Raw genomic sequence first — 16386 nt, forward strand, 5'->3', positions numbered from 1 at the left:
TATGACATTTTCTAAAAGGTTAAGGCTTTATCTTATTGGTTTTTTTATTGGTCTCCTATTTATATTGTTTATATTTGGAAATAAGGTATTTACCTGGTCATATCTACCCAACGATAGAGTTTTAGCTGAAATAAAAACTAAACCATTAAAATTTTCAGATCAAAGTATACATAGTTTAAAATTCAGAAAATTATCTCCCAATTTTATTAAAAATACAGTTCTTAGTAAAGGTAATATAAATTTCAAAAAAAGCAATGCTCAGGCGATACCTTGTCCTTATTATGTACTTCATTACGAAGACATAGAAGTTAAATTTACCAAATGCAAGGACACCGTAGTAATAAACTCAATTAATTAATTTTATTAAGGATTTTTTAACATAAAATTAAGTTTGTACAATTTTTTCCTATATTTACACACAAAATGTAAAACAGAATATAAATATATGAGATGGTTTACTAGACAAAAAAAAAACATCAATACTGACATTAGTGAAAAAATGGACGTTCCCAAGGGCTTGTGGTACAAAACTCCATCCGGAAAAATTATAGAAACAGATCAACTAAGAGCAAATTATTATGTAAGTCCGGAAGATGATTTTCATGTTAGAATTGGGAGTACCCAATATTTTGAAATCTTATTCGATAAGGGGCAATTTAAAGAATTAGATGGAAAAGTCCACAGTAAAGATTCATTAAATTTTATTGATTCCAAACCTTATAAAGATCGATTAAAAGAAGCACAATCTAAAACAAATTTAACTGAAGCAATAAGAAATGCCGTAGGTAAAGTTAATGGCAAAGAAATTTATATTTCTTGTATGGATTTTAGTTTTATCGGAGGATCTGTAGGATCAGCCGTTGGAGAAAAAATTAGAAGGGCCATAGATTATTGTATTAAACATAAATTACCATATGTAATTATAAGTCAATCCGGAGGAGCAAGAATGCAAGAAGCAGGACTTTCTTTAATGCAATTAGCAAAAGTTGAAGCTAAATTAGCTCAATTAAGTCAAGCCAGACTCCCTTATATATCTGTTTTAACCGATCCTACATTTGGAGGGATAACAGCTTCCTATGGTTCAACCGGTGATATTATAATTGCTGAACCCGGAGCATTGATTGGATTCGCAGGGCCAAGAGTAATTAAAGAAACTATCGGAAAAGATTTACCGCCCGGGTTCCAATCTTCAGAATTCCTTTTAGAAAAAGGTTTTATAGACATTATTTCACACAGAAAAGATTTAAAGAATACTATTTCACATTGTGTTGATATGTTAATGAATAAAGAAGTTAAATAAAATACTTATCATAGAAAAAGCTAATAAATATTAGCTTTTCTTTTTTTTTAAATTCATCACCTAAATCTATATTAACTTTCTGACCTAAATGACTCTTAACTATATTTGGATTGCCTTTGTCATATTATCTTTTTCAGTGGGTATACTAAAGCTCATATTTTTAGGAGACACCATAGTCTTTAAACACATGGTCGACGGGTTATTTAACACTACTAGGATTGCTGTAATGGATATAGCATTGCCGTTAGCCGGAATGATGACATTTTGGTTAGGAATAATGAAAATTGGGGAAAATGCCGGTGCTATACGTTTTCTCTCTAAAATAGTTTCTCCATTTTTCTCCAAATTATTTCCTTGCATTCCCAAAGGTCATCCTGCAATAGGAAATATGATGATGAATTTTAGTGCTAATCTTCTTGGTTTGGATAATGCAGCGACTCCACTGGGTTTAAAAGCAATGGATAGTTTACAAACATTGAATACTAAAAAAGATACTGCAACTGATGCTCAAATCATGTTTTTGGTTTTGCACACATCGGGATTAACCTTAATCCCTACTTCAATTATGCTTTTCCGTTATCTGAATGGAGCTCAAGATCCTACCGATATATTTATACCTTGTATTGTTGGAACATTTTGCACTACCTTATTTGGAATACTAATAGTAGGAATAAAACAACGTATTAACTTATACAGCCATGAAATAGTATTGGGGTTATTATTGGCAATACTAATTATATTTGGCCTTTCCTATTTTATTAAATATTCTACAGATTCTCGCACCGAATATGCAGTTGAATATGTATCACATATAACTCCTAATACAGTAAATGTGGAAAATGTATCAACCAAAGAATTCATTAAATTATATCCGGTCTCCTTTCAGAAGCAGATTAACATAAAAGATAATAAATTAACTTCTGAGTTAATCAATAAAACAAATCAAGAATATGTTAATTTTGAGCGAGGCACAGCCTCACGCGTAATCAGTAATGTGCTCTTACTACTTATTCCTGTTGTATTTATCACAGGCGCATTTATAAAAAAAATTAATGTATTTGACAGTTTTATCGAAGGTGCAAAAGAAGGTTTTGGAGTATCTATAAAGATAATCCCTTATTTAGTAGCTATGTTAGCCGCTATAAGTTTGTTGAGAACAAGTGGTATAATGGATTATATAATTAATTCTATTTCCTATTGTTTGTCTTGTATACATGTCAATACCGATTTTATACCGGCATTACCAACAGCATTAATGAAGCCACTTAGTGGAAGTGGTAGTCGGGCTCTTATGATCGAAGCTATGCAAAACTATGGTGCTGACTCTTTTATAGGAAGACTTACATGTATATTTCAGGGAAGTGCCGATACTACTTTCTACATAGTCGCCCTTTATTTTGGAAGCGTAGGTGTTAAAAGAATTAGATATTCATTATCAGCAGGTCTGCTTACAGATTTATTGGGGATAATTGCAGCAATTTTTATAACCTATTATTTCTTCGGATAGGGATTATAGTATAGAACTTTTATTACAGTATTTTTCTTAATTAAATATTAATATCTTTGCACATGTCTATATTTAATTTTATCATTTTCATATGAATGACTTTAGTTGGGGCCAATTAGTTAATCCGGAGTTTTACATAAAGTTAGGCGGTATTTATTTAGTATTATTTATAGTTTTTGCTGAAACTGGTCTCTTTGCCGGATTTTTCCTTCCTGGTGATAGTTTATTATTTCTTTCAGGAATATATAGTAAAGAATTAATTCGAGAAATAATATATATTAAATCTGACTTTTTAAGTGTTTTTTTATTATCATGCTTAATTTCAATTGCCGGTATAATTGGTAATGAAATAGGTTATTGGTTTGGAAAAAAAAGCGGAACTTATCTTTATAACAAAAAAGATACATTTTTATTCAAAAAAAAATATCTATTCCAAGCAAAAGAATTTTATGAAAAACATGGAGGAAGAGCTATCATTTTAGCTCGTTTTTTACCAATGCTTAGAACATTTGCACCGATAATTGCTGGAATAGTACAAATGAATAAAGGAAAATATTTATTGTATAATGTATTAGGATCAACGGCTTGGTCATTTTCTTTAGTATTTGCCGGGCATTACCTTTATAATATATTCCTTAATGAATTTAATTTTGATTTAAAGCGACATATCGAAACTATTGTATTAATAATGGTTATCGTAACTACAACACCTGTAGTGGCTAAATTACTTTTTCAAAAAAACAAAGATAAGTCTCAAGATTAATAGTTATATAATTCACATGTATAGTAGTATATGTAATTATTATTCTATTTGATAATCTAGTTACAATAAATTATTGATTGCTTATATTTTCTTAATTCAATATTTTTTATACTTTTAGAGAAATTTAAAATTAAATTTATAGTATAATCTGAAGGACCTTTCCTTTCATTTGACAAATTAATAGATTTTTTATACATTGAATATTGTTCTTTACTAGTTATTATAGTATAGATAACGATATTACATTAAATTTTATTATTATAAATGAATGTTAAATTTTTAGTCTCAATCAATTTCCTTAAATTTAAAATTGCATACCTCATTCTACCTAATGCCGTATTAATTCCTACGTTAGTTTCTTCAGCAATTTCTTTAAAACTTAAACCTTTATAAAACCGTAATTCCAAAACTTCTTTTTGGTCTTCTGAAAGTTCATTTATAAGCTTTTTAAGATCTAGATTAATTTGTTCATTTATCATTAAATCTTCTATGGAAAGCTCAGATACTTTCACAAAATCAAATATATTATAATCCTCATGTTGCCCACTAGATTCATTAATTATTTTAGTTTTATTCGAAACTCTGAAATGATCGATTATTAAATTATGTGAAATTCTCAAAACCCATGGTAGAAACTTCCCTTCTTCATTATATTTTTTATCCTTAAGAGTTAATATAACTTTTATAAAAACATCTTGAAATAAATCTTCAGCTAATTCAGGATTATTAACCTTTCGATTAATATAATTAAATATCTTTAACTTATGTCTATCCAACAATGTTTTAAGAGCACTTTCATTTCCATTAATATAAGAATGAACTAATTCACAGTCAGTTCTTTTTATCATTACTTATGATATTTGTTAGTTAATAGAGTAAAATTATATTCAATACATCTAATAATTTTAATTTTCTACTAAGACAACTTTCTTTAATGACAAATGTATATATAAAATTTTAAAAAAACCTAAAAAATGTTAAAAAAAATATAATACTACATTTATATGACATAAATTAATTTGTTTTTTTTTTATTTATAAAAGGAATATATATTATTAATATGAAAATTTAATTTTAAGTCTGTAAAATCAAACATTTCGTATAAAGTAATATATTTTCAAAATATAGAACAAATTTATATATTGCAACTTGAAATCAAATATAAATATGAATAAAATAAAATACCAGCTAGAGTTTGCTATGAAATGTTCCACTACTCTTTTGTTTGAATACATTGGAACTTCTTCAGGTATGAGCGAATGGTTAGCAGACGACGTTATAGAAAGAGGAGATAAATTTACTTTTGTTTGGGGTGATCAAGAAGAATCAGCCAATTTAATTAGGTATAAAGAGGAAACCTTTGTACGTTTCAGATGGGAAGAAGACGAAGGTACTAAATATTTTTGGGAATTAGCCATACATGTAGATGATGTAACCAGTGACGTAGCTCTTGTAATTACAGATTTTGCCGAAGAAAGTGATTTGGAGCATTCAAAATTATATTGGGAGAACTTAATTGACGACCTAAAAAAAATTATAGGTTCTTAAATTATAGTTTAATATCCGGTATTAAGCTTATAAAAAGCTAGTAACACAAGAAATACTATTATTTTTGTATGAAAGTTATTTTCAATCAAAAATGCATTGAAGAAAATCAATTATTAATAAGTTACACTGAAAACGATTACTTTTCCGGTGATTATGTAAATGGTTTCTGTTGGCTGTTTCAAAATAAGATTCTTTATTGGGAATGTGCTTATTTTCAATTGATGGCTTCCATGAGAAAAATGAGAATGGATATACCATTATCTTTTACTCCGGAATTATTTGAAAGCCAAATTAGAATACTCTCCGAAGAATGGGGGATTTCAGAAGGTAGAGTTAAAATTACGGTATATAGAAATTTACAAGATCACCACCCTTCATTTATAATAAAATTTTTATCCCATAAAAATTTCTTTGTCAATACTGAAAATGAGATTGATATTTATAAGGAAATTTTTATTTATCCTAATTTATTGTCCGAATTATTAATTTTTCATCCTATTAATAGTATAGCTAAACAATACTCGAAAGAAAATGGTTTACAAGACGTTATGTTGCTAAATAATGAAAAAAGAATCGCAAGATCTGTTTTAGGTAATATATTTTTAATACGAGACAATATGATAGTTACCCCTCCAACAACAGAGGGTGCAACCCTATCCGTTTTAAAGAAAAATTATATTGTTTTTTTACGAGAAAAAACAAATTACATTTATAAAGAAGAGCCCATATCTCCTTTCGAAACTCAATTTGCTGACGAATTTTTTATCCTTAGTGATGAAAATGGAATAATGCCCATTAACCAATTTAGAAAAAAATCTTTTAAGAAAGATAAAACAAGTTTATTGACAAAAAAATTTATTGGCTATTCCTTAGAGCAAAACCCTATATAACTAATATAATTATAAAAAGAAAAAAGGTCGCATAAGCGACCTCAAACTAAAACCACAAAAAAATGAGAAAGCGATTACATTTAAGTAATCATGTCTTGAAAGATCATTAAAAATCTTTTTAAAGATATCTCTTACTTTCTTGTTGCAAAAGTAATCGAAATATAGATCTATAAAGGCTTTTGTCAATAAAATTATTTTATAGTGTAAATAGTACGTTTTTAATTGACCCTCAATTTTAAGTAGATAAACGCTCTAAAGTGTAAAATAAAATTTAGGCTTGTATTATGAAAATGGTGGGTTCTTTATGAAAATTCGTTTTTTTAGATTTCCATTCTTTACAATACAGAGTTATTATAGATTCATTGGGAAGAGTTACGTTAGTAGCAATACATAAAGATGTTTTTGGATTTAGGTATTTAATTAAATCATCAAATAAAGCTTGATTTCGGTATGGCGTTTCCATAAATATTTGCGAAGAACCCTGATTTCTGCTTATTTTTTCAAGATTTAATATAATTTTCTTTCTCTCAGATGAATCTATGGGTAAATATCCATTAAATGCAAATTTTTGGCCATTCAATCCACTAGCAATCAAGGCCAATATGATAGAGGAAGGCCCATTTATCGGCACCACTCGTATATCATTTCTATGACACCAAGAAACTAAAATGTTACCCGGATCTGCTATGCAAGGCAATCCTGCTTCAGAAATTAAACCAACATCCTCCCCTTTTTTCAACGGCTGCGAAAGATAATCCAACTCTTCTTCCGTTGTTCTTTTATCTAAAATAGAAAAACTTAAACCGCTTTGAGGTATTTCCGGACATAAATATTTGACAAATTTTCTTGCCGATTTTTGATTTTCAGCCACAAAAAATTTTATTGTTCTCAATAATTCGATTTCTTTCGGGGAAAATATATCTTTAGGTGATGTTTCACCAAGATAGGCAGGAAGTAAATATAAAACAGCCATCCTTTTTAACTACTAAATTTTTTTCTTCTTACAAATATAAATAAACCTCCTACTATACTAACCAAAATTATAGGAACACACAAATTCAACCATTGCCAATAAGATTTATCCTGAGCTATGAGGGGTTTATTCAGCATTCTCATTTGAACTGTTCTGTTTCTTAAAAGCATTAAACCATGGTCATCTAATAAATAATCCAAGGCATTAATCAAAAACTCCTCATTGCCATAAGTAATACCTGTAGAATAATCAAAACCTAAAGGTAACGGTTGCCCTTTAATTACTTGATTTCTTGCTATATCCCCATCGGATATAACAATCATTTTATTATTTTTTGATTGATTTACAAAATTTTTAATCCCCTTAGACTCTATTCTGTCTTTATACGCCGAGGTAAATTTACCTTCCAACAAAACCGCTATTATCTTAGATCCTTTGTTAAATACATTTCTGTAAATGCTATCTCTTACTGATATTTTTGCTTCTTCAAGTGATATATATGAGGGTACTCCTTGTAGGCCGGTATAGGGTGAACTTTGATAGAGAATTGTTTTTTTTATTCCGGGGGTATCCAAGGTATCAATGGAGGTAGGGAACTGAAAGGAAACTGGATTAATATTTTTGGTTATCGGGTGATTATTTAAAGAAAATCCCATGGGAAAATACACCCAAGGCACTCTTGCATTTTGAGCATTTCCTTGAACCTCCCCTACCTGTAAATTTATATACGTCGGATTTTTAATATCTTTAATAATTCCGGAATTAATCCTTATACCGTAAGAAAATAATAAATCAGTCAAATTAAGCTCGTACGGGTAGGCCAATATTTTACTTGACTTAAGTAAAGTATCCATTTCGGCATTTACTTGATCTATTGCCCATAGAGTTTTCCCTCCATTCATAATATATTGGTCAATAGTTATTTTTTCCTCATCTGTAAATGCTTTTCTTGGTTTGGCAATAAGTATGGCCTCGTATTTTTTCAGAGTGGGTAAATCCTGCAAAGTTAACGTTTGACTATCTTTAGGAAAAATAGGACCGAAATTATAATTCTGAATGATTCTGTTAGCCAAGCTAAACATTTCCAGTCTATTCAATTCTTTTTGATTTACTAAAATACCTACATTTTTCAAACGTTCATTAGATAACTTATCCACGGCACTTATGAAACCGTATTCCAGATTTTCAATTGATTTGGCCATTTGTTCATCTCCCGTTACACCTGTCTGAGAAATTATTAATGGAACTGTATGTCCAAAGCCTTTATATTTTATGGTAGCATAAGGGAATAAAATTATTTGAGATGATACCCCATCTTTTTCAACTCGCAATGCTGATGGAGACATTCCCATAGCTTGTAGAGTATCTTGAGATAATTTTTCCTTAATTGGATCAACTAACTGATAATTAATATTTGAATTTATCCTTTTAAATTCGTCCAACAAGCTTAGTGTTTCGGACTGAAGTTGTTTAAAATCTGCCGGAAAATCTCCTTCCAAATAAACATCAATGTCCATTGGTGCATCAATTTTTTGTAATAATTGACGGGTATTTTCAGTTAACGTATATCTTTTATCCGAAGTTAAATCTAACCTTTTATAAATAGATCCAATAGCTAAAAAAAGCCCTCCTATAAGTAGGGTTACTAAACTTATATTTATCTTTTTAAAGAATTTCATGACTTTTTGCTGTTAATTAACCGTATTGATAATAAAATAAATACAACCATTACAATGATAAAATATCCTATGTCTCTTGTATCTACTATCCCTTTAGTAAAGCTGGTATAGTGTTGAAAAAATCCTATTTTTTGTAAGGTATAATCCCAATTTCCTAAAAGATTATACGACGCCAAATTTTCAAATCCATAAAAGCAAAAAAAACAAAAAACGACACCGGTAACAAACGCTAATATTTGATTCTTTACTAATGATGAAGAAAAAATTCCGATGGAAGCAAAAGTCATGGACAAAAAAAGTAATCCGATATATCCGCTAACAATTATTCCTAAATCTATATTTCCCTCCGGTATACTTAATCTATAAATAGTATATACATACGTAAAGGTAGGTAGTAAAGAAAATAAAACTAATATCAGAATTGCCCAATATTTTCCTAAGACAATGGATGATACAGATAATGGTTGAGAAAATAGCCATATCAAGGTTCCATTCTGCTGTTCTTCCGCTATGCTTTTCATAGTCAATGCCGGTAACAAAAACATTAATATCCATGGGGCAAGTATAAAGAAGTTATTTAAAGTAGCCAATCCTATATTGAAAACATTAAATTCATTATCGAAAAACCATAAAAATAATGAAGAGATCAATAGGAAAGAAGCCGATACTACGTAAGCTCCTAAAGTCCCAAAATATGCCCAAAGCTCTTTTTTAAAGATTGAAAACATGTTATTTTTATTTTTTCTTTTTTCTGTTTACCAATTTTACAACCAACATAATCACAATAACTAAAACAATAAAACTTATCAATAAGCTTAGCCACATTCCCATAAAATATTGTTTATAAATAACTATAAATATAACGGCAAATAAAATAATGGTAGCAACTTCATTCATCATTCTGAGTCTGACGGATGTAGTGTTAAATTTTCCTGCCTTTATTCTCCTAATGCTTCTCCAACTCCAATAATGATATAGAGCTAGAGCTCCAACAAAACCCAGTTTGATATGAAACCATGGTTCTCTTAAAATATAAAACGTAACATCCCCTCGGGTGTTAATCATCATTAGTATTCCGGTAATAAGCATTATAATTCCTGCCGGAACGGTTATTATATCCCATAAACGTGAAATCATATAAATGTATTGCTTTCTAAGAATCTGCCCTTCAACCTCTGATTTTTCTTGGGTATCAATAAAATAAACGAATAAACGTATTAAATAAAAAATCCCCGCAAAATAGCTTACCATAAAAATAATGTGAATCGCTTTTAAGGCAAAATAACTGGGAATATCAGGAATATGCATTATATAATAAATTTTGATTGCGAATTTAATAAATTTAATATTATCAATTTCTTTATAAAATATACTCGTGTAAAGCTTATTTATAATAACCGTATATAGATAAGCTAAGATTGGAATACTATCTGATACTGACTTTTCTTATCAAATAAAAAACTGACTAAACCAATTTTACCTTCTTTCCTATATTTAAATAGAATTATAAAAACAACCATTATACTGAATAAATGAAAATTTTTAGGCATTTTTTTTGAAAATATTTTTAAACATATACTTAAAATAGCATACATTAGTATCAGAAATTGTATTATTATTTCATTTAATTAATCATTTATATAATTTTGTTTATGAAAAATACTTTACATCCTAAGAAAAATGTTGCCATATTGGTAGGAGTACTATCCGGGATCATTTCAGGATTTATTAAATTCGGTTGGGAAGTCCCATTCCCTCCCCGCACGCCCGAAAGAGATATGACTAATCCTCCACAGCATCTCCTGGAACAACTAGGAATGTCTCACGATCTGTCCCATCTCGTGTACTATTTTAATGATAATCCGCGTCCAATTATGAGCTTTATTACTCATTTTACATTTTCAATTGTTTGTGCAATAGTATATTGTGTAGTTGCAGAATATCATCCTAAAATAAAACTATGGCAAGGAACCGTTTTTGGTGTATTTATTTACGTATTATTCCATATCATCATAATGCCTATAATGGGAACTGTACCAGCTCCGTGGGATCAACCATTTGCAGAACATTTCTCTGAATTCTTTGGACATGCTTTTTGGACCTGGATTATTGAAATTACACGTAGAGATTTAAGAAACCGTATCACAAAAGAACCGGACTCTGAAATTCCTCTTACGGCCCCTTTCAGATAAAATTTAGAGTTCATACATAAGTATAAAAAAAGGAGCATAAAAATACGCTCCTTTTTTTTATACTTTTTCCTTACAAATTTCAGATGTTAAGATAGTAAAACTTACTACATGAGCCTGTTAAAAATGAAAACAATTCTATACCTTTGTTTTAATTAATAAGAAATATAGAAATGAAACCCGGAATTCCTAAAGGCACGAGAGATTTTACCTCCAAAGAATTACAAAAGAGAAGATACATAATCAGTAAACTACAGTCCAACTTTGAGAAATCTTGTTTTCTACCGCTGGAAACACCCTCCTTTGAAAATTTAGATACGCTAACCGGTAAATATGGAGAAGAAGGAGACCGCCTGATTTTTAAAATACTAAACAGTGGCGATTTTTTAGCCGAAGCTAAAAAAAAGAATCCTGATATGTCTCAATGGAAATCTAAAAATATTACCGGATCCATTTCTGAAAAGGCTTTACGATATGACCTTACCGTTCCTTTTGCCCGTTATGTAGCCATGAATCATGGGCAGCTTTCCTTACCTTTTAAACGTTATCAAATACAACCCGTATGGAGAGCAGATCGTCCTCAAAAAGGACGATATCGTGAATTTTATCAATGTGACGCAGATATTGTCGGCTCGACCAGTTTATGGCATGAAGTAAGTCTTACCTTATTATATGATTCCACTTTTGCAGATTTAAATATTCCTATTGAAATTCACATAAACAATAGAAAGTTGTTGGCTGCTATTGCTCAATATGCATCTATTGAAAATCAATTGATCGATTTTACAGTCGCTTTAGACAAACTGGATAAAATTGGAATAGATAAAGTTCTGGAAGAGATGTCTAATAAAGGCATTGGACAGAATTCTCTTCAAAAGCTAATCCCACTCATTGAGCTTTCAGGAAATTTCGAAGAAAAAATTTCACAGCTAAAAGATATACTCATAGATATTGAAATAGGACAAGAAGGAATTTCTGAGATGGAATTTGTTTACAGCCAGGTAAATGAAATAGGTCTTACATCTGCTGAACTGATCTTCAACCTTACCTTAGCCAGAGGGTTGGATTATTATACCGGAACTATTTATGAAGTTAAAGCTAAAAATATTTCTTTGGGATCTATAGGAGGAGGTGGACGTTATGATAACCTCACCGGAATATTTGGTGTTAAAAATATGCCGGGCGTTGGTATTTCTTTCGGTTTAGAACGTATATATCTGGTAATGGAAGAACTCAACCTCTTCCCCAAATCTACTTTACATCAAAAACAAATTCTGTTTTTCAATTTTGGAGACAAGGAATGCCTTCAAGCATTGAAACTCATTAAGGAATTAAGAAGTAAAAACATTGCTTGTGATTTATATCCTGAAAAATCTAAATTGCAAAAACAATTTACCTACGCTGAAAAAAAAGAAATAGCTTTTGTAGCCTTTTATGGAGAAGATGAAATCAATACGAACACAATAACATTGAAAAATATTAAAACAGGTGCTCAAAAAAACTTATCTATTGAAGAAATTGAAGAATTCTTATCTTAAACATAAAGTAATATTATCTTAAATTGTTCATAAAATTTTAGTTATACCACTATTAAATAAACTAATAAAATCAGTTAAATCTGGCATATTTTTAGATTATGCTTATTTGTGAATTAATAATAAAACCAATAATAATGAACAAATTTTTAACTCTAGCATTTGTGTTGATACTATCTTCCTCTGCCTTTGCACAAACCGGAAGGAATGGAATGAATAAAGAATATGGTAGACAATATGAAGAGATAAGAAAAAACCCTAACTTGTCTGAATACGAAAAAGGACAAAAAAAACGAGAGCTTTCATTACAACAAAAGAAGGATAATATGAATTATGGTAATCATCACGAACACCCTTATGGTCACCATTCAGAAATTGCTGACAAAAAGAAGAAGGATATAGATAATCAAATCGATCAGTTGGAAGAAAGATACAAAAGAGATAAAGAAAAAATCGAAAACAACAATCGATTAAGCAAAAATGAAATAAAAATTCAAAAAAACGAACTCGAAAGAACCTACAAATATAAAAAAAATGCATTAGAAAGGGAAAAGAAAGCAATTAAGAAATAAATTTTATTTATAACACATTTTTACATTTGCAGTTAACTTTATCTGATGAAATATTTTATGTTATTTTTCCTATCTATTCCTTTTTGTTCACTTCATGCACAAAAACAAAAGTTGGAAAAAGAAATTCGTTCTATAATCGAGAATAAAAAAGCCACCGTAGGAGTGGCTGTAATTTATGATAGTAAAGATACATTAACTGTAAATAACGATATTGAATATCCGGCAGCAAGCGTTTTTAAATTTCATCAAGCACTCGCTTTACTGGACTATATGAACAAAAATCTACTTTCATTGGAATCCAAATTATATCTAAAAAAATCAGATATGAAAAATGATACATACAGTCCATTAGCAAATGAGCACCCGGAAGGTAATTTTTATATTTCTATTGGCGATTTGTTGTCTTATACGGTATCCAAAAGTGATAACAATGCATCTGATGCTTTATATTATTATATGAACGGTACTCAAATGACAGATATGTATTTACGAACCTTAGGAAGTAAAAAATTTTCAATTGAGGCTACGGAACAGGAACTGAGCCAAGAATTCAATAATCAATACTTGAATTGGACTACTCCGTTAGAGGCTGCGCAATTATTGAATATCTTTATAACTAAAGACATCTTTTGCAAAAATTATAAAGATTTTTTAATCCAAGCAATGGCTAAATCTGAAACAGGCTCCGATAAGCTGAAAGCATTTTTACCTAAAAAAGTTTTAATAGGGCATAAATCGGGAAGCTCTTCTCGAAACTCAGAAGGGTTAAAAGCCGCTGATAATGATATAGGTTTTGTTTATTTACCTAATGGAAAGCAATACTCTATTGCAGTTTTTATAAAAGATTCTAAGGAAGACGATCCAACCAATGCTCGTATGATTGCCGATATATCTACTATTGTGTACAAATTTTATAAGAATAAATAAAAATATAGACATATACTTAAATTAGATTACAACCGGAATGAATTAAAAAATCATTTCGGTTTTCATTTAATTACGACTAACTATATCATTTATTGCATTTCTTTTCTTATTCATTTAAGTATTCTATCTCTAAGTGTGGGCTGGGATTTTTAACTATATTCAGCAAATTATAAATATCTATACACATTTCGTCATCCAAAGTTTTTTATGATGACTCCGTTCTAAAAAAGGTTGCTATAACCTTAAAAGTTTCGGTAGAAGCTACTCAAAATATAGATGGTGAGGCAACTTATAACTACATCAATACTTTTAAGGATCAAGTAGAAAGTTCATTTTTAACAAATATAATCAACTGTGCATCCAACCCTGTTGCTAAAATTGTTGAGTTCTATAATGAAAAAGAAGCTTTATATGAACGCATGCTGAAAGAAAAAGATGCTTTATTGGAAAAATATTATTGAATAAATAAAAACAAATTATCAATTTAGAGATAAAAAAGAAATGAAATAGACGTATAAAAAAAATATATATATTATTTTATATGTACTTAGCATTTCAATATTTATTTATTTTTTCTATATTTATTATATAATCATTAAACTTATATCTGATCAATTTAATGATTCATGTTTATATTAGTTTTATATATTTAATTATTAGCTATTAATTTTATAAATTCTTTTTCTAAAAAAGATAAAGCAAAAAATTAATATATATTCTTATGAATACTTTAAGAAAATAAATTTTTGATATTTAAGGTATTCTAAAGATAATTATATATAAATTCTAAAATTTACGTTATTGACTGAAAAATAGCTTACTTAGATTACTTAAACTTTGCAAAATATAGTTTTATTTTAAATATTGAAACAACAATACGAATTAGAGAGAAAGAAAAAATTCAGGAACTTGTTGAATGGGTTGATGGTATTTTTTCAGATAATTACAACTTTAAAAAACATAAATTAGATTTTTTAATTATACAATCGTATGATAATTTTCTATATTGAATACATCATTAAAAAATATAATCCAAATATTTTTTTATATACTTTTAAAAATGGATTGCTCTTTTTCCGGTAGCATCTAATGCGGCTTCTTTAATGGCTTCAGCATAAGTAGGGTGTGCATGGCTCATTCTTGCTATATCTTCAGCAGAAGCTCTATACTCCAATAGGGTAACAGCATCTGCAATTAAATCGGCTGCGCGGGCACCTATTATATGTATACCTAAAATTTCATCGGTAGCTTCATCAGCCAATATTTTCACAAATCCATCCGTATCGCCGCTGGCACGGGCACGTCCTAAAGCACGAATCGGAAATTGTCCTGTTTTATATTTGTGCTTTTCCTCTATCAATTGTTCTTCAGTTTTTCCAACTCCTGCCACTTCAGGCCAAGTATAAACCACGGCGGGTATAAGGTCATAATTTATATGCGTTTTTTGTCCAGCCAACTGTTCGGCTACCCTAACTCCTTCCTCTTCAGCTTTGTGTGCCAACATAGGTCCGTGAATCACATCCCCAATAGCATATATATTAGGAACATTGGTTTGTAAGTGCTCATTTACTCGTATTCTTCCTTTATCATCCAATTCAATACCGGCCTGTTCCAATCCAAGATTCTCGGTATAGGACTTTCTTCCTACAGCGATTAGACAATAATCTCCTTCAAAAATGATCTTCTTACCGTTATTTTCCACTGCATGAACAAGTACTTGATCTCCCTCTCGTTCCACCTGGGTAACTTGAGTAGATAAAGAGAATTTCATACCTTGTTTTTTTAACACTTTCAGTAACTCTTTAGATATTCCCCCGTCCATAGTAGGAATTAAGTTATCTGAAAATTCAATGACCGTTACTTCTGCTCCTAACCTTTTATAAACAGAACCTAATTCTAATCCAATAACTCCTCCTCCTATAACTAATAAATGTTTAGGTATTTCTTTAAGGTTTAAAGCTTCTGTGGATGAAATCAAACGTTCTTTATCTATAGGAGCAAACGGTAGATTTGCAGGTTTGGAACCAGTAGCTATAATAAAATATTGAGCTTCAAGAGTTTTCACATCTCCTTCCCCGTCTTTAACCACCAATTGAGTAGAAGATTTAAAAGTTCCCATACCGTGAAAAACCGTAACTTTATTTTTTTCCATCAGAAAGTTGATTCCTTTACATGTCTGTTTTACCACTTCATTTTTTCTCTGAATCATTCTGTTAAAATCAACCTTTGGATCCGCAATTTCAATTCCTAACTCTTTAAATTGGTATAACGCTTTATCATAAAGTTCGGAAGCATCTAATAAAGATTTGGATGGTATGCATCCCACATTTAAACAAGTGCCTCCCAAATGGGAATATTTTTCCACAATTGCGGTTTTAAATCCTAATTGTGCACAACGAATGGCTGCCACATATCCTCCAGGTCCGGATCCAATTATTACGATATCGAAATTCCTCATGATTTATTTTACTAATAGATTGGAATTCAAAAATAAAAAATATAC

At 29.8% G+C, this 16386-nt stretch carries 16 protein-coding genes; 10 read left to right on the top strand and 6 right to left on the bottom strand.

The genetic code is table 11. From position 1 onward, the window contains the following. Position 1: 1 nt before the first annotated feature. The 4 genes from ASC36_RS04350 (at position 2) to ASC36_RS04365 (ending at position 3570) form a co-directional block, all read left to right on the top strand. Complete coding sequence (locus ASC36_RS04350; RefSeq protein ID WP_055425275.1) at positions 2-358, top strand: hypothetical protein; 357 nt, start codon at positions 2-4, stop codon at positions 356-358. An 87-nt stretch (positions 359-445) separates the two neighbouring features. Beyond that, the gene (gene accD / locus ASC36_RS04355; RefSeq protein WP_055425276.1) at positions 446-1300 is read left to right on the top strand and encodes an acetyl-CoA carboxylase, carboxyltransferase subunit beta; all 855 of its coding nucleotides are present in this window, start codon (positions 446-448) and stop codon (positions 1298-1300) included. Positions 1301-1388: 88 nt separating this feature from the next. After that, complete coding sequence (locus tag ASC36_RS10945; protein ID WP_055425277.1) at positions 1389-2807, top strand: nucleoside recognition domain-containing protein; 1419 nt, start codon at positions 1389-1391, stop codon at positions 2805-2807. A gap of 91 nt (positions 2808-2898) precedes the next feature. Continuing rightward, the gene (locus ASC36_RS04365) at positions 2899-3570 is read left to right on the top strand and encodes a DedA family protein (RefSeq protein ID WP_055425278.1); all 672 of its coding nucleotides are present in this window, start codon (positions 2899-2901) and stop codon (positions 3568-3570) included. Positions 3571-3815: 245 nt separating this feature from the next. Here the strand turns inward: ASC36_RS04365 and ASC36_RS04370 are convergent, their stop codons facing one another. Further along, entirely contained in the window at positions 3816-4418 is a 603-nt protein-coding gene (locus ASC36_RS04370; RefSeq protein WP_055425279.1) for an RNA polymerase sigma factor, read from the bottom strand. Between the two features lie 319 nt (positions 4419-4737). On the opposite strand from ASC36_RS04370, the gene ASC36_RS04375 reads away from it, so the two are divergent. Further along, positions 4738-5118, top strand: a complete 381-nt coding sequence (locus ASC36_RS04375; protein WP_055425280.1) for an START-like domain-containing protein — start codon at positions 4738-4740, stop codon at positions 5116-5118. Between the two features lie 68 nt (positions 5119-5186). Beyond that, a complete protein-coding gene (locus tag ASC36_RS04380) occupies positions 5187-6008 on the top strand; it encodes an aminotransferase class IV (RefSeq protein ID WP_055425281.1) in 822 nt (273 codons plus the stop codon). A 271-nt stretch (positions 6009-6279) separates the two neighbouring features. Here the strand turns inward: ASC36_RS04380 and ASC36_RS04385 are convergent, their stop codons facing one another. From ASC36_RS04385 to ASC36_RS04400, 4 genes are read right to left on the bottom strand one after another with little or no spacing between them, the layout of a single operon-like run. Next, entirely contained in the window at positions 6280-6981 is a 702-nt protein-coding gene (locus ASC36_RS04385) for an SAM-dependent methyltransferase (RefSeq protein WP_055425282.1), read from the bottom strand. A 5-nt stretch (positions 6982-6986) separates the two neighbouring features. Continuing rightward, complete coding sequence (gldG, locus tag ASC36_RS04390; RefSeq protein WP_055425283.1) at positions 6987-8660, bottom strand: gliding motility-associated ABC transporter substrate-binding protein GldG; 1674 nt, start codon at positions 8658-8660, stop codon at positions 6987-6989. Continuing rightward, on the bottom strand, positions 8657-9388 hold the full coding sequence (locus tag ASC36_RS04395) for an ABC transporter permease subunit (protein WP_055425284.1): 732 nt from the start codon (positions 9386-9388) through the stop codon (positions 8657-8659). Before ASC36_RS04395 ends, gldG begins: the two co-directional genes overlap by 4 nt. Positions 9389-9395: 7 nt before the next feature. Then, positions 9396-9968, bottom strand: coding sequence for a CopD family protein (locus ASC36_RS04400; RefSeq protein WP_073961213.1), 573 nt, complete (start codon positions 9966-9968; stop codon positions 9396-9398). A 344-nt stretch (positions 9969-10312) separates the two neighbouring features. On the opposite strand from ASC36_RS04400, the gene ASC36_RS04405 reads away from it, so the two are divergent. The 4 genes from ASC36_RS04405 to bla all read left to right on the top strand — a co-directional run bounded on the left by ASC36_RS04405 (position 10313) and on the right by bla (position 13883). Then, positions 10313-10852 (top strand): YagU family protein, encoded by a 540-nt coding sequence (locus ASC36_RS04405; protein WP_055425285.1) that lies wholly within the window; start codon positions 10313-10315, stop codon positions 10850-10852. A 170-nt stretch (positions 10853-11022) separates the two neighbouring features. After that, complete coding sequence (gene hisS, locus ASC36_RS04410; RefSeq protein WP_055425286.1) at positions 11023-12387, top strand: histidine--tRNA ligase; 1365 nt, start codon at positions 11023-11025, stop codon at positions 12385-12387. A gap of 134 nt (positions 12388-12521) precedes the next feature. Beyond that, the gene (locus tag ASC36_RS04415) at positions 12522-12956 is read left to right on the top strand and encodes a hypothetical protein (protein WP_055425287.1); all 435 of its coding nucleotides are present in this window, start codon (positions 12522-12524) and stop codon (positions 12954-12956) included. 45 nt (positions 12957-13001) lie between these two features. Next, positions 13002-13883 (top strand): class A beta-lactamase, subclass A2, encoded by an 882-nt coding sequence (bla, locus tag ASC36_RS04420; RefSeq protein WP_055425288.1) that lies wholly within the window; start codon positions 13002-13004, stop codon positions 13881-13883. Between the two features lie 1054 nt (positions 13884-14937). On the opposite strand, the gene lpdA is transcribed toward bla, so the two are convergent. Next, complete coding sequence (gene lpdA, locus ASC36_RS04425) at positions 14938-16341, bottom strand: dihydrolipoyl dehydrogenase (RefSeq protein ID WP_055425289.1); 1404 nt, start codon at positions 16339-16341, stop codon at positions 14938-14940. Between the last annotated feature and the right edge of the window lie 45 nt (positions 16342-16386).

The organism is Apibacter mensalis (assembly GCF_001418685.1).
In the GTDB taxonomy this organism is placed as follows: Bacteria; Bacteroidota; Bacteroidia; order Flavobacteriales; family Weeksellaceae; genus Apibacter; species Apibacter mensalis.

Coding starts and splice junctions, on each gene's coding strand:
- ASC36_RS04400 (WP_073961213.1), bottom strand. CDS start 9,968: ATGCATATTCCTGATATTCCCAGTTATTTTGCCTTAAAAGCGATTCAC.
- ASC36_RS04375 (WP_055425280.1), top strand. CDS start 4,738: ATGAATAAAATAAAATACCAGCTAGAGTTTGCTATGAAATGTTCCACT.
- ASC36_RS04350 (WP_055425275.1), top strand. CDS start 2: ATGACATTTTCTAAAAGGTTAAGGCTTTATCTTATTGGTTTTTTTATT.
- hisS (WP_055425286.1), top strand. CDS start 11,023: ATGAAACCCGGAATTCCTAAAGGCACGAGAGATTTTACCTCCAAAGAA.
- lpdA (WP_055425289.1), bottom strand. CDS start 16,341: ATGAGGAATTTCGATATCGTAATAATTGGATCCGGACCTGGAGGATAT.
- ASC36_RS04370 (WP_055425279.1), bottom strand. CDS start 4,418: ATGATAAAAAGAACTGACTGTGAATTAGTTCATTCTTATATTAATGGA.
- accD (WP_055425276.1), top strand. CDS start 446: ATGAGATGGTTTACTAGACAAAAAAAAAACATCAATACTGACATTAGT.
- ASC36_RS04380 (WP_055425281.1), top strand. CDS start 5,187: ATGAAAGTTATTTTCAATCAAAAATGCATTGAAGAAAATCAATTATTA.
- ASC36_RS04365 (WP_055425278.1), top strand. CDS start 2,899: ATGAATGACTTTAGTTGGGGCCAATTAGTTAATCCGGAGTTTTACATA.
- ASC36_RS04385 (WP_055425282.1), bottom strand. CDS start 6,981: ATGGCTGTTTTATATTTACTTCCTGCCTATCTTGGTGAAACATCACCT.
- ASC36_RS10945 (WP_055425277.1), top strand. CDS start 1,389: ATGACTCTTAACTATATTTGGATTGCCTTTGTCATATTATCTTTTTCA.
- ASC36_RS04405 (WP_055425285.1), top strand. CDS start 10,313: ATGAAAAATACTTTACATCCTAAGAAAAATGTTGCCATATTGGTAGGA.
- ASC36_RS04415 (WP_055425287.1), top strand. CDS start 12,522: ATGAACAAATTTTTAACTCTAGCATTTGTGTTGATACTATCTTCCTCT.
- ASC36_RS04395 (WP_055425284.1), bottom strand. CDS start 9,388: ATGTTTTCAATCTTTAAAAAAGAGCTTTGGGCATATTTTGGGACTTTA.
- gldG (WP_055425283.1), bottom strand. CDS start 8,660: ATGAAATTCTTTAAAAAGATAAATATAAGTTTAGTAACCCTACTTATA.
- bla (WP_055425288.1), top strand. CDS start 13,002: ATGAAATATTTTATGTTATTTTTCCTATCTATTCCTTTTTGTTCACTT.